The organism is Nocardioides perillae (assembly GCF_013409425.1).
Classification (GTDB): Bacteria; Actinomycetota; Actinomycetes; order Propionibacteriales; family Nocardioidaceae; genus Nocardioides; species Nocardioides perillae.
The window spans coordinates 315,837-339,393 of record NZ_JACCAC010000001.1; the positions used below are offsets into that span (position 1 = coordinate 315,837).

Here is a 23,557-nt window from a genome sequence, read left to right on the forward strand (position 1 = left end):
CGGTGACCAGCGGCCCGCCCGAGCGCCCCGCCCGGGTCCGGGTGACGGGCCCCGCCCGCCGCCCCCCGACCCGTCCCGCCACCCGCACCCGCGAGATCGACGAGGGCACCGAGGTCGGCGTGATCTACGTGCAGTCGCTGGTGCGCGAGCAGCTGCGCCTGGCCGGACGGGTCCTGCTCGCGCTCGGCGCGACCGTCGGCTCCCTGCCGCTGCTCTTCCACCTCGCGCCCGGCCTCGCCGACACCCGCTGGGCCGGCGTGCCCGTCGGCTGGCTGGCCCTCGGCGTCGCGGTCTACCCCGTGCTCGTGGTGCTGGGCTGGGCCTACGTGCGCCGCGCCGAGCGCAACGAGGCCGCCTTCGCCGACCTGCTCGCCGAGACCTCGGGCTCCCCCGGCTCCCCCGCACCCCCCGGACCCCGGGGCGACCGCCCGTGAGCCCGGTGCCCGGCATCGTCGCCGTCACCCTCGTCACCCTCGCGACCCTGGCGATCGGCACGGTCGGGCTGCGCCTGTCGCGCACGACCAGCGACTTCTTCGTCGCCTCGCGCAGCGTGCGTCCGGGGCTCAACGCCTCGGCGATCGGCGGGGAGTACCTCTCGGCCGCGTCCTTCCTCGGCGTCGCCGGCCTGCTGCTCGTCTTCGGCGCCGAGATGCTGTGGTACCCTGTCGGCTGGACCGCCGGCTACCTCGTGCTGCTGGTGCTCGTCGCCGCCCCGCTGCGCCGCTCCGGGGCGTACACCCTGCCCGACTTCGCCGAGGCCCGGCTCGGCTCGCGACGGGTGCGCCGCGCCTGCACCCTGCTCGTGGTCGCGATCGGCTGGCTCTACCTGCTGCCGCAGTTCCAGGGCGCCGGCGTGACGCTGGTGACCGCGGTCGGCGCCCCGCCGTGGCTGGGTGCGGTCATGGTCGCGACCGTGGTGCTCCTCAACGTCACCTCCGGCGGCATGCGCTCGATCACCTTCGTCCAGGCCTTCCAGTACTGGTTGAAGCTCACCGCCCTCCTCGTGCCCGCCGCGGTGCTGCTCGCCGTGTGGGTCGGTGACGGCCGCCCGGGCCCCGCGCGGTCGCTCGTCGACCCCGAGGAGACGGCGGTCGACCCCCAGGCCGGCGCCGGCAGCGGCCCGGCCGACCTCTGGTCGCTCCCGCTCGGCGGCGCGGGCGCGGAGAGCCTCTACGTCACCTACTCGCTGATCCTCGCGACCTTCCTCGGCACCATGGGGCTGCCGCACGTCGTCGTGCGCTTCTACACCAACCCCGACGGTCGCGCGGCGCGCCGCACGACCCTGGTCGTGCTCGGCCTGCTCGGCCTCTTCTACGTCATCCCACCCGTGTACGGCGCACTCGGCCGGGTCTACGCCGCCGAGCTCGCTGCAGGTGGTCGCGCCGACACCTTGGTGCTGGAGTTGCCGCGCCTCGTGGTCGGCGGGCCGGCCGGCGACGTGCTCACCGGCCTCGTCACCGCCGGCGCCTTCGCCGCCTTCTTGTCGACCTCGTCGGGCCTCGCGATCGCCGTGGCCGGCGTGCTGGGCCAGGACGTCGTGGGCCGGCTGGGGCGTCGCGGCGGGCGGCGGCTCGGCGGCGTCGCCGCGTTCCGCGTGGCAGCGGTCATCGCCGTGCTCGTGCCGTGCGTGGCGGCGCTGTCCACCCCGGGCGTCGGAGTAGCCCGGGCGGTGGGCCTGGCGTTCGCGGTCGCGGCGTCGACCTTCTGCCCGTTGCTGGTGCTCGGCATCTGGTGGCGCGGCCTGACCGCGGCCGGCGCGTTGGCGGGCCTCGCGGTCGGCGGCGGCGGGTCGGGCGCCGCGGTGCTCTGGACGCTGCTCCCGACCTCGGCCGGGCAGGAGGGGTGGGTGGCCACCCTGCTGGGCCAGCCCGCCGCCTGGTCCGTGCCGACCGCGTTCCTCGCGATGTGGCTGGTCAGCCTCGCCACCCGCGCTCACGTGCCCGCGGGGGCGAACCGCTTCATGGTGCGCCTGCACACCCCCGAGGACGTCGAGCTCGACCGCGGGTGAGGCACGGGTGAGGCCCCCGGTGAGGCCCCTCGGTGGAGCCCCCGGTGGGCCCCCGGTGGGCCCCCGGTGGGACCGGGGCGGAGGCCGGCCGCGGCCGGACCGCTCGTCGCGCGCCGGGCACCGCTCGCCGACCCGGGCGACCTCCCACCCTCCTGCCCGTCGCCATGCTGGGGTGCGCGGTCCTAGTGTGGCGACGGCCACAGCACCCGGTGTGACGACGAGGAGACGACGTGAGCGACGAGACCCTGTCCAACCTGCTGCACGAGGAGCGCCGCTTCGAGCCCCCCGCCGAGCTCGCGGCGCACGCCAACCTGCAGGCCGAGGCGTACGACCGCGCGGCCGCGGACCCCGAGGCCTTCTGGGCCGAGCAGGCCCGGCGCCTCGACTGGGCGGAGGAGTGGACGCAGGTGCTCGACTGGAGCAACCCGCCCTTCGCGAAGTGGTTCGTCGGCGGCAGGTTGAACGCCGCCCACAACTGCGTCGACCGCCACGTCGAGGCCGGGCGCGGCGACAAGGTCGCCCTCCACTTCGTCGGCGAGCCCCTCGACCCGGAGACCTCCGGCACCCGCGACATCACCTACGCCGAGCTGAAGGACCTGGTCTGCCAGGCCGCGAACGCGCTCACCGACCTCGGTGTGCAGGCCGGCGACCGGGTCGCGATCTACATGCCGATGATCCCGGAGGCGGTCGTCGCGATGCTGGCCTGCGCCCGCATCGGTGCCCCCCACACGGTGGTCTTCGGCGGCTTCTCCTCCGACGCGCTGGCCTCCCGCCTCACCGACTGCCAGGCCAAGGTCGTCGTCACCGCCGACGGCGGCTACCGCCGCGGCACCGCCTCGGCGCTCAAGCCCGCCGTCGACGAGGCGCGCACCAAGACCGGCCCCGAGCACACGGTCGAGAAGGTGCTCGTCGTGCGCCGCACCGGTCAGGAGGTCGACTGGGACGACGCCGTCGACGTGTGGTGGCACGACACCGTCGAGCAGGCCTCGACCGAGCACGAGGCGCAGGCCTTCGACGCCGAGCACCCGCTCTACGTCATGTACACCTCGGGCACGACCGGCAAGCCCAAGGGCATCCTGCACACGACGGGCGGCTACCTCACAGGCGCGGCGTACACCCACTGGGCCGTCTTCGACCTCAAGCCCGACGACGTCTACTGGTGCACCGCCGACATCGGCTGGGTGACCGGCCACTCCTACATCGTCTACGGCCCGCTGGCCAACGGCGTGACGCAGGTGCTCTACGAGGGCACCCCCGACTCGCCCGAGCGGGGCCGCTGGTGGCAGATCATCGAGGAGAAGCAGGTCTCGATCTTCTACACCGCTCCGACCGCGATCCGCTCCTTCATGAAGCAGGGGCGGGAGATCCCGGACCGCCACGACATGTCGTCGCTGCGGATCCTCGGGTCGGTGGGCGAGCCGATCAACCCCGAGGCCTACGTGTGGTACCGCCACGTCGTCGGCGGCGACCGCACCCCGGTCGTCGACACCTGGTGGCAGACCGAGACCGGCGCGATCATGATCTCCCCCCTGCCCGGCGTCACCGCGGGCAAGCCCGGATCGGCGATGACGGCCATCCCCGGCATCAGCGCCGAGGTGGTCGACGACCAGGGCCGCCCGGTCCCCGACGGCTCCGGCGGGCTGCTCGTCGTCACCGCGCCGTGGCCCTCGATGCTGCGCACCATCTGGGGCGACGACGAGCGCTACGTCGACACCTACTGGTCGCGCTTCCCCGCCACCGACGAGCGGGGCGCCTACTACTTCGCCGGCGACGGCGCGAAGAAGGACTCCGACGGCGACCTGTGGGTGCTCGGCCGCGTCGACGACGTCATGAACGTCTCCGGCCACCGGCTGTCCACCACCGAGATCGAGTCGGCCCTCGTCTCGCACCCGAAGGTCGCCGAGGCCGCGGTCGTGGGCGCCAAGGACGAGGACACCGGCCAGGCGGTCTGCGCCTTCGTGATCCTGCGCGAGGAGGCCGGCGACGGCGGCGCCGACATCGTGGAGGAGCTGCGCAACCACGTGCGCAAGGAGATCGGCCCGATCGCCAAGCCGCGCCAGGTGATGATCGTGCCCGAGCTGCCGAAGACCCGCTCGGGCAAGATCATGCGCCGCCTGCTGCGCGACGTCGCGGAGGACCGCGAGGTCGGCGACGTCACCACCCTCGCCGACTCCTCCGTGATGGACCTGATCTCCTCCGGTCTCTCGAAGGGGGCGGGCGACGAGGGGTGAGGGCGACCCTGGCTAGGGTGGACGGCGTCGCGCGCCCGTCACCGGGAGCCGGCGCGAGGTGAGCCGGGAAGTCTGGTCGGCACCCCGTCCGGCGACCCCAGAGGAGTCAGTGTGAGCCACCACGACGACCCGACCGACCGGCCCGACGAGCGGCGTACGCCGGAGGGCCGGGGCCCGCTGCAGGGCTCCGAGCCGCCCGCCGACCCCGAGCCGGTCGAGCCCAAAGCCTCGGACGAGCCGGTCTCGACGCGCGACACCACCCGTGAGGGGGCGACCCCCGCGTCGCGGCAGCCCCGGCTCTTCTCGCCGGGCTCGTTCCTCGAGAGCAGCCGCATCGCGGAGGTGCTGCGCGCCGAGACCGCCGGCGGCCTGCTGCTGATCGTCGGCGCCCTGGTCGCGATCGTGTGGGCGAACACGCCCTTCGCCTCCTCCTACGAGGCGCTCCGCGACTTCCGGATCGGGCCGGAGTCGCTGCACCTCGACCTCACCCTCGGCACCTGGGCCGCCGACGGTCTGCTGGCGATCTTCTTCTTCGTCGTCGGCCTCGAGCTCAAGCGCGAGTTCGTGGCCGGCGACCTGCGCGACCCGCGCCGCGCGGCCCTGCCGATGGCCGCGGCGGTCGGCGGCATGGTCGTGCCGGCGCTCATCTACGTCGCGGTCAACCTGCTGGCCGACGACGGCGCACTGGAGGGCTGGGCGATCCCCACCGCCACCGACATCGCCTTCGCGGTGGCGATCCTGGCGGTCATCAGCACGCACCTGCCGACCGGCCTGCGCACCTTCCTGCTGACGCTCGCGGTCGTCGACGACCTGCTCGCCATCACCATCATCGCGCTCTTCTACACGAGCGGCCTCGAGCCGCTCTTCCTGCTGCTCGCCCTCGTGCCGATCGCGGTCTTCGGCGTGCTGGTGCAGAAGCGGGTGCGCAGCGGGTGGCTGCTCGTGCCGCTCGCCGTGCTGGCCTGGGTGCTCGTGCACGAGTCGGGCGTGCACGCCACCGTCGCCGGGGTCCTGCTCGGCTTCACCGTCCCGGTGCTGCGGCGCGACGGCCAGGAGGGCCCGGGCCTCGCCGAGCACCTCGAGCACCTGGTGCGCCCGATCTCCGCGGGCGTCGCGGTGCCGGTCTTCGCCTTCTTCGCCGCCGGGGTGACCGTCGGCGGTCTGTCGGGCCTGACCTCCTCGCTGGGCGACCCGGTCGCCATCGGCATCGTGCTCGGCCTCGTGGTCGGCAAGACGGTCGGCATCACCGGCTCGACGTGGCTGCTCTCGCGCTTCACCCGCGCCGAGCTCGACGACGACCTCGCATGGATCGACGTGGTCGGCATGGCGATGCTGGCCGGCATCGGCTTCACCGTCTCGCTGCTCATCGGCGAGCTCGCCTTCGGCGACAGCACCGAGCGCGACGAGCACGTGAAGGTCGGCGTGCTGGTCGGCTCGCTGACCGCGACGCTGCTGGCCGCCACCGTCCTGCGCGCCCGCAACCGGGTCTACCGCCGCATCCAGGAGCGCGAGACCCGCGACGACGACCTCGACGGCGTCCCCGACATCTACCAGCGCGGCCAGGCCGAGGGCTGACCCGCCGCCCGCGGCTGGGCGAGCCCGTCCCGCCGCAGGGCCGGTAGGGTCGGCCCGACCGCCCACACCAGGAGGACGCACCCGCATGGCACACGTTCCGGTCTCCGACGACGACCCGACCCTCGGCCGCCTCGTCACCGACGTCAGCCGCGACCTCTCCTCGCTCGTGCGCCAGGAGATCGCCCTGGCCAAGACCGAGCTCAAGGTGTCGGTGAAGGCCGGCGGCTTCGGCCTCGGCTTCTTCGGCGCGGCCGCCTTCCTCGCGCTGCTGGCCGTCATCATGTTCTCGGTCTCGATCGCCTACTTCATCCACTGGGGCGGCGACGGCCTCGGCCTGCACTGGGCCTTCCTCATCGTCTTCGCGCTCTACCTCGCACTCGCCGGCCTGCTCGCCTTCCTCGGCCTGAAGAAGGTCAAGCAGGTCCGCGCCCCCGAGCGCGCCATCCACCAGGCGCAGGAGACCAAGGCCGCCCTCGGGCGTCACTGACCCGCCGCGGCACCACCTGCCGCACCACCGGCCGTACGTCGGGGGGTGCGGTCGGGGCCGGCCGGTTCGAGGACTTGTGGCCCAGGTCCTGCACTTGTGCCCCGAGTTCTCGGGCCACCAGTGCAGGAGTCACCGGTCGACCGGTGACTCCGACACCGCGCGAGCGGCGAGCCGTCAGCGCGCGCAGGAGCCGGTGTCGACCGCGCCGTCGCCGGTGACGCCGAGGGCCATGGCCTCGCGCACCTGGTCGAGCGTGAGGGCGTAGCCGGTGTCGGCGTCGGTGACGGAGGCGGCGAAGACCACGCCGACGACGTCGCCGGCGGAGCTGACGACCGGGCCGCCGGAGTTGCCGGGGCGCACGAGGGCGCGGATGGAGTAGACCTCGCGCACGACGCTGCCCTGGCCGTAGATGTCGGGCGAACGCAGCCGCTGCTCGCTGCGCACGCGCCCGGGCTGCACGTCGTAGGGGCCGTCCTGGGGGTAGCCGAGGATCGCCACCCCGTCGCGCGGCGCGGTGGTGTCCTCGCCCGGCTCGGGGACGGTGAGGGCCTGGCGCCCGCCGTCGTCGAGGCGGAGCACCGCGACGTCGAGGTCGGGGTCGTAGTGCACGACCACCGCGCCGACGGTGGTGTCGCCGAGGGTGACCTCGGGGTCGTCGACCCCGGCCACGACGTGGGCGTTGGTCATGAGCCGGTCGTCGGCGTAGAGGAAGCCCGTGCCCTCGATGCCGCGCCCGCAGTCGTTGCGCCCGCGGATCTTCAGCACCGACTGCTCGGCGGCGACCACGTCGGGGTCGCGCAGCAGGCGGCGGGGGCCGGGCCCGACCTCGACGATCCGCTCGGGCGCGAACGGCTCGAGGTAGCGCGGGAAGAAGGTGGTGCCGACGACGTTGTTGAAGGCCTGCAGCGCCCGGCCGGCCTGGTCGGGCAGCGCCCCGTCGACCCGGGAGAGCACCTCGGAGCTGCGCACCAGCGGCGTGACCCCGCTGATGCGCGAGCCGGAGACCGCGACGCCCAGCGCCCACGCCACGACGAGCACGGCCGCGGCCGAGAGCGCCGCGCCGCCGACCGCGTCGACCGCCCGCACCGGCTGCCAGGTGATGCGGCTGCGCAGCCGGGCGCCGGCGAACTGCAGCAGGGCCTGGCCCAGCGAGGCCGCCAGGATGACGATGAAGAGCGCCCCCAGCGAGACCCACAGCGACGGCTCGGCGTCGCCGAGCGCGACGGGGGCGAGCCACACGCCGAGCAGGCCCCCGAGCAGCAGGCCGGCCGTGGCGAAGGCGCCGGTGATGAAGCCCTGCCAGTAGCCCGACAGCGCGTAGGCCACCACGAGCACCACCAGCGCCCAGTCGAGGACGTTCACGCCTGCGCCTCCCGGTCCGTCCTGCCGTCTTCGTCGCCGTCCCTGTCGCCGTCCCTGTCGCCGTCCTCGTCGTCGTCCTCGTCGGAGATGTCGAGGAAGCCCTCCCGCCCGGGGGGTACGCCGACCCGCCGGGCCGCCTCGACGACCGCGGCGGTGCGCGGGCCCGTGTCGCCGCCGAGCATGTGCGCGGGCAGGTCGCGCACCGGGCCGTCGCCCTCGTCGGGGTCGAGCCAGCCGAGGTGGGCGAAGAAGCGGGAGAGGATGCCGCCGGTGAAGCCCCAGAGGACGACGTCCTTGTCGGGGCCGATGAGGAAGCCGGGGCCGACCCAGCCCGAGGGGTGGCGCACCGAGATGCGGTGGGTAGGGTCGAGGAGGTCGCGCAGCAGCACGCGGTGCACGGCGTGCACCTCGTCGGGGCTCACGACCCGGGCGGCGCCCGGGTCGCGCCACCACCCGACGACGGTCGTGACCGCGAAGTTCGACGGCGGCAGCCACAGCTCGGGCAGCTCGGCGAAGACCTCGACGCTGGCCGGGTCGACCCCGATCTCCTCCTGCGCCTCGCGCAGCGCGGCCGAGACCGCGGTCTCGCCGGGATCGACGGAGCCGCCGGGGAAGGACACCTGCCCGGGGTGGGAGCGCATGTGGTGGGCGCGCTCGGTCAGCAGCACCTCTCGACCCTCGGGGCCGTCGGCGAGCAGCATCAGCACGGCGCCGCGGCGCGGTGCGGCGTCCTCGGGCGGCAGGAAGCGCGACAGCTGCTCGCCCGCGATCGAGGCCGCCCCGTCGCGCACCTGCACGAGCCACGCCGGCAGGTCGGGCACGTCGCGGAAGGCGCTCACAGGCGCACCCCGAGCTCGTCGGTGACGAGCTGCTCGAGCTCCTCGACGCTCGTGACCTCGCGCAGCTCGCGGTAGGCGACCCGCCCCTCGGCGTCGACCAGCACGATGCCGGGCAGCCCGCGGATCGGCATGTCGTCGACCGCGGTCAGGTCGGCACCGGGGTCGGCGACGTGCGGGAAGGTCGCACCGGTCTCGTCGAGCAGCTCGAGGGCGGTGCTGAGCATCTGGTCCTGGGTGTTGACGCCCAGCACCTGCACCCGCTCGCCGTGGCGCTCGTGGAAGGTCTGGAAGAGCGGCAGCTCGCGGCGGCACGGCCCGCACCACGACGCCCACAGCTGCACGACCGCAGGCCCGCGGAGCGCGGAGAGCTCGACGGTCTCCCCGCCGCCGAGGCAGCCCAGCGCGAGCTCGGGCAGCCCGCCCTCGACGGGGTCGGCGGGCGCGGGCGCCCGGCACGGCTCGATCCCGGCCTCCTCGCGCAGCCGGCGCAGCTCGGGGGTGTCGACCTCGACGCGGCTGGGCGGGGCCGCGAGCAGCCCCCCGTCCGTGTCACCGGCGCACGCCGCGAGCAGCGGGGCGACCACGGCGAGCGCGCCGGCCAGCGCGGCGCGGGCGGCCGTGCGCCTCACGCCGGCCCCTGCGTCTTGACCAGCGACGCTGCGACCTCCGGGTCGGTCGGCCCCGCGCCGTACGCCGGGCACCAGCGCGCGACCGGACAGGCACCGCACGCCGGCTTCTTGGCGTGGCAGATGCGGCGCCCGTGCCAGATGACGCGGTGGCTGAGCATCGTCCAGTCCCGCTTGTCGAAGAGGGAGCCGACCGCGTGCTCGGCCTTGACCGGGTCGGTCTCGTCGGTCCAGCCGAAGCGGCGCGAGAGCCGGCCGAAGTGGGTGTCGACGGTGATGCCGGGGATGCCGAAGGCGTTGCCGAGCACGACGTTGGCGGTCTTGCGGCCCACGCCGGGCAGGGCGACGAGGTCGTCGAGGCGGGGCGGCACCTGGCCGCCGTGGTGCTCGACCAGGGCGGCGCTGAGCTTGAGCAGCGACTCGGTCTTGGCGCGGAAGAAGCCGAGCGGGCCGACGATGCGCTCGAGGTCGGCGCGGTCGGCGGCCGCCATCGCGGCGGCGTCGGGGTAGGCGGCGAAGAGCGTCGGGCGCACGGCGTTGACGCGGCGGTCGGTCGTCTGCGCGGAGAGCACGGTGACCACCAGCAGCTCGAAGGCGTCGTCGAAGTCGAGCTCGCAGCGCGCCTCGGGCCAGGTCTCGGTCAGCACGCGGTGCACCTTGCGCGCCCGGCGCACCAGCGCCGTCCTCGACTCGCTCTCCAGCACGGGGCCACCCTACGCAGGCACCGGGAGCCGCCCGGCGGCGCGCCGCGCACCGAGCAGGCGCGATCGGCCGAGTCCCCGATAGGATCGGGCGGGGTCGCCGCACCGTGCGCGGCCCTGCCCTCGAGGAGGATGCTGTGGACAACGACGTGCTGCGCCAGGCCCCGCTGTTCAGCGCGCTCGACGACGAGGCCGCCACCGCCCTCCGGGCCTCGATGTCGGAGACCCGGCTGCGCCGCGGCGAGGTCCTCTTCCACGAGGGCGACACCGGCGACAAGCTCTACGTCATCCTCGACGGCAAGGTGAAGCTGGGCCGCACCTCCTCCGACGGCCGCGAGAACCTCCTCGCCATCCTCGGCCCCGGCCAGATGTTCGGCGAGCTCTCGCTCTTCGACCCCGGCCCCCGCTCCGGCACCGTCACCGCCGTGACCGAGGCGGTGTTCGCCTCGCTCTCCCACGAGGACCTGCTGCGCTGGCTCGACGGGCGCCCCACGGTCGCCCGCGGCCTGCTCGCCCAGCTCGCCGCGCGCCTGCGCAAGGCCAACGACGTCGTCGCCGACCTGGTCTTCTCCGACGTCCCGGGCCGCGTGGCCAAGGCGCTGCTCGACCTCGCCGACCGCTTCGGTCGCACCGCCGACGACGGCGTGCACGTGCACCACGACCTCACCCAGGAGGAGCTGGCCCAGCTGGTGGGCGCCTCCCGCGAGACCGTCAACAAGGCCCTCGCCGACTTCGCGTCGCGCGGCTGGCTGCGCCTCGAGCCCCGCTCGGTCGTGATCATGGACATCGAGCGCCTCTCCCGGCGGGCCCGCTGACCCAGCCGCGCGCATGGCGGCGCCTGGCCGTCGTCGCCGCCACGGTCGTCGCGCTGGCGGCGGGCACCACCACGGCGGTCGTCGTCCTGCGCGACGACGGCGAGCTCGCGGCCGAGCCGGTGCCCGGCTCGCAGGCCGCGCAGGAGGAGGCGGCCGCCCGCCCCGTGCCCGACGAGTGGCGCACCGCGCTGAGCGAGCCGCGTGAGGACTCCGTCTACCCCGCGGTGGGCGACCCGGGCGTCGACGCCCTGCACTACGACCTCGCGCTCGACTGGGCGCCGGACGACCGGCTGCTCGAGGCCACCGCCACCGTCACCTTCCGCGCGACGACCGACGCCGACCAGGTCACGCTCGACCTCGCCCCCGCCCTCGAGGTCACCAGCGCCCGCCTCGACGGCGCCGAGGTCGAGGTGGAGCACGACGGCAAGGACCTGCGGGTGCTCGCCCCCTTCCGCGCCGACGCGGTCCACGAGCTCGAGGTCGACTACGCCGGCTCGCCCGAGCCGGTCGACGCCCCCACCACGCGCAGCGACTTCTCCACCACCGGCTGGACGACCACCGGCCGCGGCGCGGTCTGGACGATGCAGGAGCCCTTCGGGGCCTACTCCTGGTACCCCGTCAACGACCACCCCTCCGACAAGGCCTTCTACGACGTCGCGGTCACCGCCCCCGACCCGTTCGTAGGGGTCAGCGGCGGCGCGCTGGTGGAGCGCAGCCGGGGCGACGGGGAGACCACCACCCGGTGGCGGCTCGACGCCCCCGCCGCGGCGTACCTCGTCACCGTCGCGATCGACGACTACGTCGTGCGCGAGAGCACCAGCGCCAGCGGGGTGCCGCTCTCGGTCTGGACCCGGCGCGGCGACCGCGTCGGTGCCCGCCGGATGCGCGCGCTGCCCGACGTGCTCGCCTGGGCGGAGCGACGTCTGGGTCCCTACCCCTTCGAGACCCTCGGGGTCGTGCTGACCGACTCGGAGTCGGGCATGGAGACCCAGACGATGATCACGCTGGGCCGCACCGACTACGTGCAGTCGCCCGCGGTCGTGCTGCACGAGGTCGTCCACCAGTGGTGGGGCGACGTCGTGGGCCCGACCGACTGGCGCGACCTGTGGCTCAACGAGGGCATGACCACCTACCTGCAGTGGGTGTGGGAGGCGGAGGCCGGCGACGTGCCGCTCGAGGTGTTCGTCGAGGCCGCCCGGTCGCGCGAGCCGTCGCTGCGCCGCGAGTCCGGCCCGCCGGCCGCCTACGACCCGCTGGCCTTCGGCGAGAGCAACGTCTACGTCGCGCCGGCGCTCATGTGGCACGCCGTGCGCGAGCGCGTGGGCGAGCGCCGCTTCTGGCGCTTCGTGCGCGCTTGGCCCGCGGCCCGCGCCGTCGACGGCCTCGCGGTCGGGCAGGGCCCCCCGATCGGCGACGGCCACGGCACCCGACGGCAGGTGGAGCGCTTCGCCGAGCGGGTCACCGGGGCCGAACTGGGCGACCTCTTCGACGCCTGGCTCGACTCGCCGCGCTCGCCGCTGCGCCGCTGACCCCGCTTCGCGGGGCCCGCGGCGGGTTACCGGTCCCCCATGACCGACGCGCACCCGACCCCCGACCAGGACACCGCCGACGTGCCCACGACCTGCGAGACCTGCGGCACCATGCTCGAGACGGGCATGGTCGGGGTCTGCGACGCCGACATCGGTGACACCCCCGACCTGCCGGCGACCACCGTCCACGAGGTCTTCTGCCCCAACCCCGAGTGCCCCGCGCACAAGCCGGAGGCGCGCGGCGCGGCGGCCGCCGAGCCCGGTGACGCCGACGCCCACGACGCCCCCGGCTCGATGGGCGGGGCCAACGGCGGCGCCTGAGCGTTCGCCCTGCGCGATCGCGGGCCGGTCACCCTTGCCCGTCCCCGCGCCGGGCGGCGAGGGTGCGGGCATGCGCATCCTGGTGCTCGGCGGCACGGTCTTCCTCTCCCGCGCGGTGGCGGCGGCCGCGGTCGCCCGCGGCCACGACGTCACCGCCGCCTGCCGCGGGGCCTCGGGCCCGCTGCCCGACGGGGTCCGCCACGTGCCCCTGGACCGCGCCGCCGCCCGCCCCGCCGAGGTCGACGCGGCGATCGGCCCACGGTCGGGCACGGCGTACGACGTGGTGGTCGACGTCGCGCGGCGACCCTCGTGGGTGCGCGCCGCCGTCTCGGCAGTGCCCGCGGCGCACTGGGTCCTCGTCTCGACGATCAACGTCTACCCCGACACCGCGACGCCCGGCGGCACGCCCGCGACGCTCGCGCTGCGCGACCCGCTGACGTCCGACGAGGACCCCGCGGACGGCCCCGAGGCCTACGGCGCGATGAAGGTCGCCTGCGAGCAAACGGTGCAGGCGCTCACCGCGTCCGCGAGCGTGGTGCGCCCGGGGTTGATCGTGGGGCCGGGCGACCCGAGCGGTCGCTTCACCTACTGGCCGGCTCGGATGGCGCGGGTCGCCGAGGGTGAGCCGGAGGTGCTGGCGCCGGGCGACCCCGACGACCGGGTGCAGGTCGTCGACGTGCGCGACCTCGCCGACTGGCTGGTGACCCTGGCGGAGGGGCGCACGGTCGGCACCTTCGACGGCACGGGGCCGGCGCTGACCCGCGAGGCGCTGCTGCTGGAGGTCGCTGCCGGCGTCGGGGTCGAGCCGCGGCTGACCTGGGTCGGCCAGGAGGTGCTGGAGGCCGAGGAGGTGCAGCCGTGGTCGGGCCCCCGGTCGCTGCCGCTGTGGCTGCCGCTGCCGGAGCACGCCGGCATGCTCGACCACGACGTGTCCGCCTCGCTCGAGGCCGGCCTCGCGGTGCGCCCCCTCGCCGAGACCGCCCGCGACACGCTCACCTGGCTGCGCACCACGCCCGACGCGGCCGTCACCGGGTTGACCGCGACCGAGGAGCGGTCGGTCCTCGACGCGTGGCACGCCCGCACCCGCTAGCGTCCCGCGCGTGAGCCCCTCCCCCCACCGCCTGTCGGCCCGCGAGCTGGTCGACCTCGTGCTCGACGCCGGCTCGTGGACGTCGTGGGACGTCCCGCCCGAGCGCGGTGGGCTCGCCCCGGCGTACGCCGAGGAGCTGGCGCGCGCCGCCGAGCGCTCGGGGGTGGACGAGTCGGTGCTCAGCGGCGAGGGCCTGCTGCGCGGGCGGCGGGTCGCGGTGGTGGTCGGGGAGTTCGGTTTCCTGGCCGGCTCGATCGGGCGGGCGTCGGCCGACCGCCTCGTCGCGGCCGTGGAGCGCGCGACCCGCGAGGGCCTGCCGCTGCTCGCGGCGCCGGTGAGCGGCGGCACGCGGATGCAGGAGGGCACTCCCGCCTTCGTGCAGATGGTGCGGATCTCGGCCGCCGTCGCGGCGCACAAGGGCGCCGGACTGCCCTACCTCGTCTACCTGCGCCACCCGACGACCGGCGGCGTCATGGCGTCGTGGGGGTCGCTCGGCCACGTCACCGTCGCCGAGCCGGGCGCCCTGGTCGGCTTCCTGGGGCCGCGGGTCTACGAGGCGCTCTACGGTCGGCCCTTCCCCGAGGGCGTGCAGACCTCGGAGAACCTCGCGGCCCGCGGCATCATCGACGCGGTCGTGGCCCCCGAGGAGATCGGCGCGGTGCTCGACCGGGCGCTCGGGGTGCTGCTGGCACGGCGCGAGGGCGTGGCCGAGGTGCCCGCGCCCCCCGACGTGCCCGTGCCCGACGTCGAGACGTGGGACGCCGTCACCCGTTCACGGCGCCCCGAGCGACCGGGCGTGCGGCGCCTGCTCAAGTACGCCGCGCGCGACGTCGTGCCCCTCAACGGCACCGGGGAGGGCGAGTCGGACCCCGGCCTGCTGATCGCGCTGGCGCGCTTCGGCGCGGCCCCGTGCGTCTTCCTCGGCCAGGACCGCCGCGGGCAGACCGCCGACCACCCGATGGGTCCGGGTGCGCTGCGCGAGGCGCGGCGCGGCATCCGCCTGGCCTCCGAGCTGGGGCTGCCGCTCGTCACGGTCATCGACACCCAGGGCGCGGCGCTCTCGGTCGAGGCCGAGAACGGCGGCCTGGCCGGCGAGATCGCGCGCTGCCTCTCCGACCTGGTGACCCTCGACGCCCCCACGCTGTGCCTGATGCTCGGCGAGGGCAACGGCGGCGGGGCGCTCGCGCTGCTGCCGGCCGACCGCGTGGTCGCCGCCCAGCACGCCTGGCTCTCGCCGCTGCCGCCCGAGGGTGCGAGCGCGATCGTCCACCGCGACACCGACCACGCCCCCGAGATGGCCCGGGCGCAGCAGGTCCGCGCGCTCGACCTGCACGCCCGCGGCATCGTCGACCGGGTCGTCGCCGAGCTGCCCGACGCCGCCGACGAGCCCGAGGACTTCTGCCGCCGCGTCGGCGCCGTGCTCGAGCACGAGCTCGCCGGGCTGCTGCGCGCCGACGTCGCCGAGCTCCGGGGCCGGCGCGCGGAGCGCTACACGCGCTGAGCGGGGGCGGTCGCCGGACCCTCGGCGGGCCAGACCACTGCCGGTCCACTTCCGCAAGATCACCTGAACTGCGGGCGATCCGCGGCCGCTTCCACCTACGGTCCGCTCGTGCACCACACCCCTGACTCCCCGCTGGCCGCCGCCACCCCGGCCGGCCTCACCGACGACGAGCGTCGCACCCTCGACGCACTCGACGTGCCCGGCATCGTCGCCGACCTCTGCGAGCTCGTCGCGCTGCCGACCGTCGGCGGCACCGACGCCGAGAGCGAGGTCCAGCACCTGCTCGCCGACCGGGCGCGCGCGCTCGACCTCGACGTCGACCTGTGGCGCATGGACCTCGACTCCCTCACGACGCACCCCGACTTCCCGGGCCAGGAGGTCGAGCGGCGTGAGGCGTGGGGCCTGGTCGCCTCCACCGGATCGGTCCACCCCGACCACGGCGAGCTGCCGGCGCTCGCGCTGCAGGGCCACGTCGACGTCGTGCCCTCCGGCGACCCGGCCCGCTGGGTCGGCGACGCCTTCACCCCCCGGGTCGTGGGGGGCCGCGTGCACGGTCGCGGCACCTGCGACATGAAGGCCGGCGTCGTCGCCAACCTCGCTGCCCTGCGCGCGGTGCGCGCCGCGGGCCTGACGCTCGCGCGCCCGGCCGCCCTGCACTTCGTCGTCGGCGAGGAGGACGGCGGCCTCGGCGCCTTCGGCACCCTGCGCCGCGGGCACCGCGCCGAGGCGTGCGTCATCACCGAACCCACCAGCGGCACGATCACGACCGCCAACGCCGGTGCGCTGACCTTCGAGCTCTCCGTGCCGGGCATGGCCACGCACGGGAGCACGGCCTACGCCGGGGTGAGCGCCCTCGACGCCTACCTCCCCGTCCACGCCGCGCTCGCACGGCTCCAGGCGCGTCGCAACGCCCGCGTCGACCCGCTCATGGGCGAGTACCCCGTCGCCTACCCGCTCTCCGTCGGCACCGTCCGCTGCGGCGACTGGGCCAGCTCGGTGCCCGACCTGCTGGTGGCGGAGGGCCGCCTCGGGGTGGCGCTCGACGAGGACCCGATCGACGCGCGCGCGGAGCTCGAGGCCGCGGTGGCGGAGGCCGCCGCCCGCGACCCGTGGCTGCGCGAGCACCCGCCCACCGTGCGGTGGACCGGCGGGCAGTTCGCCAGCGGCCGCTACGACGCCTCGTCACCGCTCTTCGCCACGGTCGGCGCCGCCCACGCCGAGGTGACCGGGAGCGGTGCCCCGCGCGAGCGCGGCGCGCCGTACGGCTCGGACCTGCGTCTCTACGCCGAGGCCGGCGTGCCGACCCTGCACTACGGCCCCGGCGACGTGCGGCTCGCGCACGGCCCCGACGAGTCGGTCACCGTCCGCGAGGTCGTCACCGTCACCGAGGTGCTGGTCCTCGCGCTCCTGCGCACCTGCGGCGTCGCCTGAGGCTCGCCCCGCCGGTCAACGCGCCCCCGGCCGGTCAACCCGCTGGGTCGTCGCCCGGTCACCGGTCGGTGAGTGGCGACAGGTCAGCACGTGCACCGCAGGCGGGCCGTGTGTCGTGGTCCGCGCAATTGTGCTGGACAAGACGGTTACCGACCGGTTGCACAGTGCTGGCCGGCACAATTGCGCCCAACTCGACGGTCCCGCTCGCGGCCCGGACGCGCGTGCCGCGCTCGCGCCGCCCCGGAACGACCCTGGGGCGACGCGGGGCGGACGTCAGAAGAGCAGCGCCTGGGCGGGGTCCTCGAGGATGCCGGCGACGTCGGCGAGGAAGCGCGAGCCCTTCTCGCCGTCGACGTGGCGGTGGTCGAAGGAGAGCGCCAGCGTCGTGACGTGGCGGACCGCGATCTCGTCGCCGTCCGGCCCCTCGACCACCCACGGCTGCTTGCGCACGGCGCCGAAGCAGAGGATCGCCGACTCGCCGGGGTTGATGATCGGGGTGCCGGCGTCGACGCCGAAGACGCCGACGTTGGTGATGGTGAACGAGCCGCCGGCCATGTCGGCCGGCTGGGTGCGGCCGCCCCGGGCGGTCTCGACCAGCTCGCCGAGGGCCTCGGCCAGCTCGCGCAGGGTGAGGGACTCCGCGCCCTTGACGTTTGGCACGACCAGCCCGCGCGGGGTGGCGGCGGCGATGCCGAGGTTGACGTAGTCCTTGAACACCACCTCCTGCGCGGCCTCGTCCCAGGTCGAGTTGACCTCGGGCGTGCGGCGTACGGCGAGCAGCACGGCCTTGGCGAGCACCAGCAGGGGGCTCACCTTGAGGTCGCGGAAGTCGCGGTGGGTGCGCAGCCGCTCGACCAGCTCGACGGTGCGGGTCACGTCGACGGTGATCCACTCGGTGACGTGGGGCGCGGTGAAGGCCGAGTCGACCATCGCCTGCGCCATCATCTTGCGCACGCCCTTCACGGGCTCGCGGCGCTCACCGCCGGTCGTCGCACCGGCCACGGCCGGGCGCGAGGAACTGGACCCGCCGGCCCCACCGGCGGCCCCCGAGCCGCCCGCCCCGTTCGCACCGGCCGCACCGTTCGCACCGTTCGCACCGTTCGCACCGCCACCACCGTGCGCGGCTGCGCGCTGCACGTCCTCGCGGGTGACCACGCCACCGGGGCCGGTGGCCTCCAGCAGGGCGAGGTCGAGGCCGAGGTCCTTGGCGAGCTTGCGCACGGGGGGCTTGGCCAGGGCGCGGTGCTCGGAGGGCACGGTCGCGCGCGAGGGCACGAACTCCGCCGGCGGCACGCTGCGCGGCGCCGGCGCGGCCGAGGTGGCCGGCACCGCGGGCTCGTCGGACTCCACGACGGGGTCCGACATCGCTCCGCCGGGGGCGAAGGCGCCCTGCACCTGCATCTGCGTGGCGGCCGCCGACTCCGAGGAGGGCGACGCCGAGCCCTTCCGCGGACGCCGCTGCGGCCCACGGTCGGCCTTCATCCGCCCCACCAGGCTCTCGCCCTCGCCGCCCCCGCTGGCCGCGGGGTTGGACAGGTCGATCTCCAGCTCGGGCTGCGGCGTGGCGTAGGAGGCGCCGGGCTGCGCACCCGCCGCCGCCTCGGCGGCCGCGGGCTCGCCGGCCGGGGCTGCCGGGGCGGCGCCGGCCTCGGCCGCCTCGCCGATGGCGATGATCGGGGTGCCGACCGGCACGGTCTCGCCCTCGGGCACCAGCAGCGCGGTGACCGTGCCGGCGTAGGGCGAGGGCAGCTCGACCAGCGACTTGGCGGTCTCGATCTCGACCACGACGTCGTTGACCTCGATGCTGTCGCCGACCTGGACCTTCCAGGTGACGATCTCGGCCTCGGTCAGGCCCTCGCCGACGTCGGGCAGCTTGTACTCGGGCACGTCAGGTGTCCTCTCGGGTGACGCGGTCGCGAGGCGGTCGCCGCGCGACCGCCACGACGAGCGGAGGTGGGGGTCAGAAGGCCAGCGAGCGGTCGACGGCGTCGAGCAGCCGGTCGAGGTCGGGGAGGAAGTCCTCCTCGATGCGCGAGGCGGGGTAGGGGGCGTCGAAGCCGCCGACGCGCAGCACCGGCGCCTCGAGGCTGTAGAAGCACTCCTCGGTGACCCGCGCGGCGAGCTCGGAGCCCATGCCGAGGTTGACGTGGGCCTCGTGGACGACGACGGCGCGACCGGTGCGGCGTACGGACTCGTGCACCGGGCCCATGTCGAGCGGCGAGAGGGTGCGCAGGTCGATGACCTCGAGCGAGGTGCCGTCGCTGGCCGCCGCCTCGGCGGCCTTGAGCGCGGTCTTCACGGTCGGGCCGTAGGCCAGCACCGTGCAGTCGGTGCCGCGCCGCACGACCCGGCTCGTGAAGAGCGGGTCGGGGGTGGCGGAGGTGTCGAGGTCGGCCTTGTCGGCGTGGTACTGCCGCTTGGGCTCGAGGAAGATCACCGGGTCGTCGCTGGCGATGGCCTGCTGGATCATCCAGTAGCCGTCGACGGGGTTCGAGCACGCCACGACCTTGAGGCCCGGCGTGTGCGCGAACTGCGCCTCGGGGCTCTCGGAGTGGTGCTCGACGGCGCCGATGCCGCCGCCGAAGGGGATGCGGATGACCATCGGCATCTTCACGCGGCCGCGGCTGCGGTAGTGGATCTTCGCGACCTGGCACACGATCTGGTCGTAGGCGGGGTAGACGAAGCCGTCGAACTGGATCTCGACGACGGGGCGGAAGCCGCGCATCGCCATGCCGACCGCGGTGCCGACGATGCCCGACTCCGCGAGCGGGGAGTCGATGACGCGGTCCTCGCCGAAGTCCTTCTGCAGACCGTCGGTGATGCGGAAGACGCCGCCGAGCTTGCCGACGTCCTCGCCCATGAGGAGGACCTTCGAGTCGTCCTCCATCGCGCGGCGCAGGCCGGCGTTGAGCGCCTTCGCGAGGGTCACCCGCTGCGTGCCCTGCCCCTGCTGCGTGCCCATCACCGGCTCCCCTCGAAGGTCTCGAGGTAGGCCGCGAAGCCCTCGCGCTGGGCGCGCAGCTCCTCGGGCTCCTCGGCGTACACGTGGTCGAACATGCTGAGCGGCGCGGGGTCGGGCAGCGCGCCGCAGCCCTCGCGCAGGTGCTTGCCGAGCTCGTCGGCCTCCGCCTTGACGGCGTCGAAGAACGCCTCGTCGGCGTGGCCGCCGCGGGTGAGGTAGACCCGCACGCGCTCGATCGGGTCCTTGAGCTTCCAGTGCTCGACGTCGTCGGAGAGCCGGTAGCGCGTGGGGTCGTCGGTCGTGGTGTGCGCGCCCATGCGGTAGGTGTAGGCCTCCACGAGCGTGGGGCCCTGGCCGTCGCGGGCCCGCTGCAGCGCCGCCTGGGTCACGGCGTAGGTCGCCAGGACGTCGTTGCCGTCGACGCGGATGCCGGGGAAGCCGAAGCCGAGCGCGCGCTGGTAGAGCGGGATGCGGGTCTGGCGCTCGATGGGCTCGGAGATCGCCCACTGGTTGTTCTGGCAGAAGAAGACCACCGGCGCGTTGTAGGACGCGGCGAAGATGAAGGCCTCGTTGACGTCGCCCTGGCTGGAGGCGCCGTCGCCGAAGTGCGCGACGACGGCGGCGTCGCGCTCGGGGTCGCCCGTGCCGACCGCGCCCTCGCGCTGCAGGCCCATGGCGTAGCCGGTCGCGTGCAGCGCCTGCGCGCCGATGACGATCGTGTAGAGCCCAAAGCCGTGGTCGGCGGGGTCCCAGGCCCCGTGGTCGACGCCGCGGAAGAGCCCGAGCAGGTCGAGCGGGTCGACCCCGCGGCACCAGGCGACGCCGTGCTCGCGGTAGGTCGGGAAGACGAAGTCCTGCGGTCGCAGCGCGCGGCCGGCGCCGATCTGCGCGGCCTCCTGGCCGAGCAGCTGCGCCCAGATGCCGAGCTCGCCGTGGCGCTGGAGCGCGGTGGCCTCGGTGTCGATGCGGCGGGTCAGGACCATGTCGCGGTAGAGGCCGCGGATGACCTCGGCCTCGTCGGCGTCGCCGACGTCGAAGCGGAAGTCGGGGTGCTCGACGCGCTCGCCCTCGGGGGTGAGCAGCTGGACGAGCTCAGGCCCGCCGTCGGCCTGGGAGGGCCCGAACACCTCGACGAGGTCGGGCCCGAACTCTGCTGCGTGGGTCACCAGCGGTCTCCTTCGGGTGTCGACGCGGGGTCACCGCACCGATCGTGGACGGCGCTCCCGCGCTTGTGACGCGGGACACACCTTGCTGCACGGACCAAGGTAGCGGCCACCCGGCCGCCGGGGCCAACCGGGTGGGCTTCGCTCTGCTCGCTAGGTTCTGGCCATGAGCACTCGCGTCGTCAGCGCGTCGAGGGTCGTCGACGCCGCCCCCTCGGCCGTCTTCGACCTCCTCGCCGACCCCCGCCAGCACCCCGTCATCGACGGCTCCGGCTCGGTGCGCGGCGTGGTGCAGGGCCCCAACCGTCTGCGGGCGAAGGGCGACACCTTCGGCGCGGACATGAAGATGTTCGGCCTGCCCTACAAGATCCGCAACACGGTCGTCGAGCACGAGGAGGATCGCCGGATCGCGTGGCGCCACTTCGGCGGACACCGCTGGCGCTACGAGCTCGAGCCGGTCGAGGGCGGGCGCACGCGGGTCACCGAGACCTTCGACTACTCGATGTACTCCCCGCTCAAGGCGCGGCTGATCGAGGTGGCCGGCTTCCCCGAGCGCAACCGCCGCGGCATCGAGGCCACCCTCGACCGCCTCGAGCAGGTCGTGCGCGGCGACGCCTGAGCACGGCTCCCGACGCTCGCGCGGCGCCGCACGCACGACACCGGGAGTCCCCGCGCACCTGGTGCACGGGAACTCCCGGTGTCTCGACCTCAGCGGGGCGCAGCCTCAGACGGTGTCGGCGGCCGGGGTCGTGCGGTTGTCCCAACGCAGGACGGCGCTGACGGGCTCGCCGTCGGTCTGCGCGGCCGGCACGGTGACGACGTCGGCCTGGGTGGCGGCGGCGAGCGCGACCAGCACCCGGTCGGCCGGCACCTCGCCGAGGTCGTCGGGCAGCGGCAGGCCGGGGTGGGCCGCGGGGTCGACGGTGAGCTCGCGCGCGGCCTGCAGGTCGACCAGCAGCCGGTCGACCTGACCGCGCACGAAGGCGTCGAGCACGTCGTCGAGGCCGCGGCAGCCGGTGCCGGCCTGGCCCTCGCCGGTGCCGAGCTGCTCGAGCACCTCGGCCTCCTCCTGCGCCTGCAGCGAGGCCAGCGCTGCCTCGATGCCGGTCCAGAGCGCCTCCTCGGACGAGCCCTGGGCGCGACCGCCGTCCTCGACGTGCACCACCTCGACCTGCAGGCCGTCGAGGCCGGCCTCGACGAGGCGGCGGGCGTCGCCGCCGCCGGCGAGCACGACGACGCGGCAGCCGTGCTCGCCCACGCCGCGGCGCAGTGCCTCGGCGACGTCCTCGGCGTTGTGCCGGTAGGTCTGCTCGGAGTGGCGCTGGTACTGCCGCTCGGCCATGTGGCTGGGCACCTGGTGCTCGTGGAGCGTGCGGCCGCCGACCTCGTCGGCGTCGACCCCGCGATCGTGCACGCTGGTGTGGAAGGAGACGTCGGCACCCTCGTGGTCGCAGACGGCGAGCGCGAAGGGCACGTGGCTGCCGGCGTGGGCGACCCACGGCGCGAGGTCGGGCAGCGGCCCCACCTCGACGGCCTCCGGGAAGTGCCCGGCCCCGTGCTGGGTGTCGGCGAAGAGCACCTCGCCGCCCGCGGCGACGATCGTGCGGCGCGCCTCACCGCCCGCGCCTGGCAGCTCCTGCAGCAGCTCGCCGATCCGCTCGACCACCGCGGGCTCCACCTGCTCGGCCTCCAGCGCGTGGCGGATCGTGGTCCACCGCGACTCGAGCTGCTGGCGGGCGTCCTCGGTCGTGCGACCGACCTCCGCGTGCACGGTCACGAACGGACCGGGGCGGGTGACGACGTCCTGGACGGCGGTGAGCCTCATCGGGGGTGCTCCTTCGCTGGTGCGGGTACGACGGACGCTCGCGGTACCCGCTCCGGCTGCGGGCACGCCCCCGCGCAGGCAGCCCGCCGGCTAGAGCCCCGCGCGGTCGTGCGGGGTCTGCCAGACCGCGGGGTCGGGCCCCTGCGGGACGATCCCCGAGGGGTTGATGTCGGTGTGCACGACGTAGTAGTGCGCCTTGATCTGCTCGAAGTCGACCGTCTCGCCGAAGCCGGGGGTCTGGAAGAGGTCGCGGGCGTAGCCCCACAGCGCCGGCATCTCGGTCAGCTTGTTGCGGTTGCACTTGAAGTGGCCGTGGTAGACCGCGTCGAAGCGGGCCAGGGTGGTGAACAGCCGCACGTCGGCCTCGGTGATCGCGTCACCCATGAGGTAGCGGCGGTCGGTCAGCCGCTCCTCGAGCCAGTCCATCGCGGTCCACAGCCGCTCGTAGGCGTCGTCGTAGGCCTCCTGCGAGCCGGCGAATCCGCTGCGGTAGACGCCGTTGTTGACCTCGGTGAAGATGCGCTCCATCACCTCCTCCATCTCCTCGCGGCACTCGTCGGGCCACAGGTCGGGGGCGTCGGGGCGGTGGTGGTCGCGCCACTCGTGGAAGAGGTCGTGGGTGATCCACGGGAAGTCGTTGGTGACCAGCTCGCCGGAGGCGACCTCGACGACGGCGGGCACCGTGATGCCCTTCTCGTAGTCCGGGAAGCGGGCGAAGTAGGCCTCCTGCAGCCGCTCGATGCCGAGCACGGGGTCCTTGCCGCCCGGGTCGCGGTCGAAGGTCCACGACCGGGCGTCGTGGGTGGGTCCGGGGGTGCCGAGCGAGATCGCGTCCTCGAGGCCGAGCAGGTGGCGCACGATGAGCGAGCGGTTGGCCCACGGGCACGCCGGCGCGGCGACGAGCCGGTAGCGGCCCGGCTCGACCGGCCACAGGCGTACGTCGGTGGGCCCGTGCTCCGGGGTGCGCGCGTCCTTCGTGATGCGGTCGGGCACGTAGTCCATGTCGCGCTCGAAGGACCCCTCCTCGCGGTAGGTCGGGGTGAGGTCGTCGCTCGCGGTGCCGCCGTCTGTCGCCATGGCGCCAGCGTAGG

21 protein-coding genes are annotated in these 23,557 nt (G+C 74.9%); 12 read left to right on the forward strand and 9 right to left on the reverse strand.

Features of this window, described 5'->3' with window-relative positions; all coding sequences use genetic code 11:
* The first annotated feature begins 2 nt into the window (after window positions 1-2).
* The 5 genes from BJ989_RS01510 (at window position 3) to BJ989_RS01530 (ending at window position 6,301) form a co-directional block, all read left to right on the forward strand.
* Window positions 3-434, forward strand: a complete 432-nt coding sequence (locus BJ989_RS01510; protein ID WP_179516707.1) for a DUF485 domain-containing protein — start codon at window positions 3-5, stop codon at window positions 432-434.
* The gene (locus BJ989_RS01515) at window positions 431-2,008 is read left to right on the forward strand and encodes a sodium:solute symporter family transporter (RefSeq protein WP_179516708.1); all 1,578 of its coding nucleotides are present in this window, start codon (window positions 431-433) and stop codon (window positions 2,006-2,008) included. The genes BJ989_RS01510 and BJ989_RS01515 overlap by 4 nt, the downstream gene beginning before the upstream one ends.
* 230 nt (window positions 2,009-2,238) lie before the next feature.
* Window positions 2,239-4,239 carry an acetate--CoA ligase gene (gene acs, locus BJ989_RS01520; RefSeq protein ID WP_179516709.1) on the forward strand — a complete coding sequence of 667 codons (2,001 nt, stop codon included), beginning with the start codon at window positions 2,239-2,241 and terminating at the stop codon, window positions 4,237-4,239.
* 111 nt (window positions 4,240-4,350) lie between these two features.
* Complete coding sequence (gene nhaA / locus BJ989_RS01525; RefSeq protein ID WP_425489978.1) at window positions 4,351-5,814, forward strand: Na+/H+ antiporter NhaA; 1,464 nt, start codon at window positions 4,351-4,353, stop codon at window positions 5,812-5,814.
* 85 nt (window positions 5,815-5,899) lie between these two features.
* Window positions 5,900-6,301 (forward strand): phage holin family protein, encoded by a 402-nt coding sequence (locus BJ989_RS01530; protein WP_179516710.1) that lies wholly within the window; start codon window positions 5,900-5,902, stop codon window positions 6,299-6,301.
* A 174-nt stretch (window positions 6,302-6,475) separates the two neighbouring features.
* Here BJ989_RS01530 and BJ989_RS01535 read toward each other — a convergent pair whose 3' ends face one another.
* Genes BJ989_RS01535 through nth form a run of 4 tightly spaced genes read right to left on the reverse strand, consistent with a single transcriptional unit; the run spans window position 6,476 to window position 9,832 of the window.
* Window positions 6,476-7,663, reverse strand: coding sequence for a MarP family serine protease (locus BJ989_RS01535; protein WP_179516711.1), 1,188 nt, complete (start codon window positions 7,661-7,663; stop codon window positions 6,476-6,478).
* Window positions 7,660-8,502, reverse strand: coding sequence for an NUDIX hydrolase (locus BJ989_RS01540; protein WP_343048993.1), 843 nt, complete (start codon window positions 8,500-8,502; stop codon window positions 7,660-7,662). Before BJ989_RS01540 ends, BJ989_RS01535 begins: the two co-directional genes overlap by 4 nt.
* Complete coding sequence (locus BJ989_RS01545) at window positions 8,499-9,131, reverse strand: redoxin family protein (protein ID WP_179516712.1); 633 nt, start codon at window positions 9,129-9,131, stop codon at window positions 8,499-8,501. The genes BJ989_RS01540 and BJ989_RS01545 overlap by 4 nt, the downstream gene beginning before the upstream one ends.
* A complete protein-coding gene (gene nth, locus BJ989_RS01550; protein WP_179516713.1) occupies window positions 9,128-9,832 on the reverse strand; it encodes an endonuclease III in 705 nt (234 codons plus the stop codon). Before nth ends, BJ989_RS01545 begins: the two co-directional genes overlap by 4 nt.
* 134 nt (window positions 9,833-9,966) lie before the next feature.
* Here nth and BJ989_RS01555 point away from each other — a divergent pair, with 134 nt between their 5' ends.
* From BJ989_RS01555 to BJ989_RS01580, 6 genes are all read left to right on the forward strand, one after another.
* Window positions 9,967-10,644: a cyclic nucleotide-binding domain-containing protein gene (locus tag BJ989_RS01555; RefSeq protein ID WP_179516714.1), complete on the forward strand. Its 678-nt coding sequence runs from the start codon at window positions 9,967-9,969 to the stop codon at window positions 10,642-10,644.
* A 119-nt stretch (window positions 10,645-10,763) separates the two neighbouring features.
* Window positions 10,764-12,173 (forward strand): M1 family aminopeptidase, encoded by a 1,410-nt coding sequence (locus tag BJ989_RS01560; protein ID WP_179516715.1) that lies wholly within the window; start codon window positions 10,764-10,766, stop codon window positions 12,171-12,173.
* A 39-nt stretch (window positions 12,174-12,212) separates the two neighbouring features.
* On the forward strand, window positions 12,213-12,494 hold the full coding sequence (locus BJ989_RS01565; protein WP_179516716.1) for a hypothetical protein: 282 nt from the start codon (window positions 12,213-12,215) through the stop codon (window positions 12,492-12,494).
* A 70-nt stretch (window positions 12,495-12,564) separates the two neighbouring features.
* Window positions 12,565-13,584 carry an NAD-dependent epimerase/dehydratase family protein gene (locus BJ989_RS01570; protein WP_179516717.1) on the forward strand — a complete coding sequence of 340 codons (1,020 nt, stop codon included), beginning with the start codon at window positions 12,565-12,567 and terminating at the stop codon, window positions 13,582-13,584.
* A gap of 10 nt (window positions 13,585-13,594) precedes the next feature.
* Window positions 13,595-15,085, forward strand: coding sequence for a carboxyl transferase domain-containing protein (locus BJ989_RS01575; protein ID WP_179516718.1), 1,491 nt, complete (start codon window positions 13,595-13,597; stop codon window positions 15,083-15,085).
* A 108-nt stretch (window positions 15,086-15,193) separates the two neighbouring features.
* On the forward strand, window positions 15,194-16,516 hold the full coding sequence (locus BJ989_RS01580) for an ArgE/DapE family deacylase (protein WP_343048995.1): 1,323 nt from the start codon (window positions 15,194-15,196) through the stop codon (window positions 16,514-16,516).
* Window positions 16,517-16,789: 273 nt separating this feature from the next.
* On the opposite strand, the gene BJ989_RS01585 is transcribed toward BJ989_RS01580, so the two are convergent.
* The 3 genes from BJ989_RS01585 to pdhA form a co-directional block, all read right to left on the reverse strand.
* Window positions 16,790-18,403, reverse strand: a complete 1,614-nt coding sequence (locus tag BJ989_RS01585; protein ID WP_179516719.1) for a 2-oxo acid dehydrogenase subunit E2 — start codon at window positions 18,401-18,403, stop codon at window positions 16,790-16,792.
* Window positions 18,404-18,476: 73 nt separating this feature from the next.
* Window positions 18,477-19,478: an alpha-ketoacid dehydrogenase subunit beta gene (locus BJ989_RS01590; protein ID WP_179516720.1), complete on the reverse strand. Its 1,002-nt coding sequence runs from the start codon at window positions 19,476-19,478 to the stop codon at window positions 18,477-18,479.
* On the reverse strand, window positions 19,478-20,605 hold the full coding sequence (gene pdhA, locus BJ989_RS01595) for a pyruvate dehydrogenase (acetyl-transferring) E1 component subunit alpha (protein ID WP_343049482.1): 1,128 nt from the start codon (window positions 20,603-20,605) through the stop codon (window positions 19,478-19,480). The genes BJ989_RS01590 and pdhA overlap by 1 nt, the downstream gene beginning before the upstream one ends.
* A 202-nt stretch (window positions 20,606-20,807) precedes the next feature.
* Between pdhA and BJ989_RS01600 the strand changes: the two genes are divergently transcribed.
* Window positions 20,808-21,260, forward strand: coding sequence for an SRPBCC family protein (locus BJ989_RS01600; protein WP_179516721.1), 453 nt, complete (start codon window positions 20,808-20,810; stop codon window positions 21,258-21,260).
* Between the two features lie 105 nt (window positions 21,261-21,365).
* On the opposite strand, the gene BJ989_RS01605 is transcribed toward BJ989_RS01600, so the two are convergent.
* Together BJ989_RS01605 and BJ989_RS01610 are read right to left on the reverse strand one after the other, a co-directional pair.
* Window positions 21,366-22,466 carry a baeRF2 domain-containing protein gene (locus BJ989_RS01605; protein WP_179516722.1) on the reverse strand — a complete coding sequence of 367 codons (1,101 nt, stop codon included), beginning with the start codon at window positions 22,464-22,466 and terminating at the stop codon, window positions 21,366-21,368.
* Between the two features lie 90 nt (window positions 22,467-22,556).
* A complete protein-coding gene (locus BJ989_RS01610; RefSeq protein WP_179516723.1) occupies window positions 22,557-23,543 on the reverse strand; it encodes a glutathione S-transferase C-terminal domain-containing protein in 987 nt (328 codons plus the stop codon).
* Window positions 23,544-23,557 lie beyond the last annotated feature (14 nt).

What these genes read in the sequence shown, in the direction of transcription:
- BJ989_RS01530 (WP_179516710.1), top strand. Translation starts at nt 5,900, where the DNA reads ATGGCACACGTTCCGGTCTCCGACGACGACCCGACCCTCGGCCGCCTC.
- BJ989_RS01565 (WP_179516716.1), top strand. Translation starts at nt 12,213, where the DNA reads ATGACCGACGCGCACCCGACCCCCGACCAGGACACCGCCGACGTGCCC.
- BJ989_RS01570 (WP_179516717.1), top strand. Translation starts at nt 12,565, where the DNA reads ATGCGCATCCTGGTGCTCGGCGGCACGGTCTTCCTCTCCCGCGCGGTG.
- BJ989_RS01590 (WP_179516720.1), bottom strand. Translation starts at nt 19,478, where the DNA reads ATGGGCACGCAGCAGGGGCAGGGCACGCAGCGGGTGACCCTCGCGAAG.
- BJ989_RS01600 (WP_179516721.1), top strand. Translation starts at nt 20,808, where the DNA reads ATGAGCACTCGCGTCGTCAGCGCGTCGAGGGTCGTCGACGCCGCCCCC.
- BJ989_RS01605 (WP_179516722.1), bottom strand. Translation starts at nt 22,466, where the DNA reads ATGAGGCTCACCGCCGTCCAGGACGTCGTCACCCGCCCCGGTCCGTTC.
- BJ989_RS01610 (WP_179516723.1), bottom strand. Translation starts at nt 23,543, where the DNA reads ATGGCGACAGACGGCGGCACCGCGAGCGACGACCTCACCCCGACCTAC.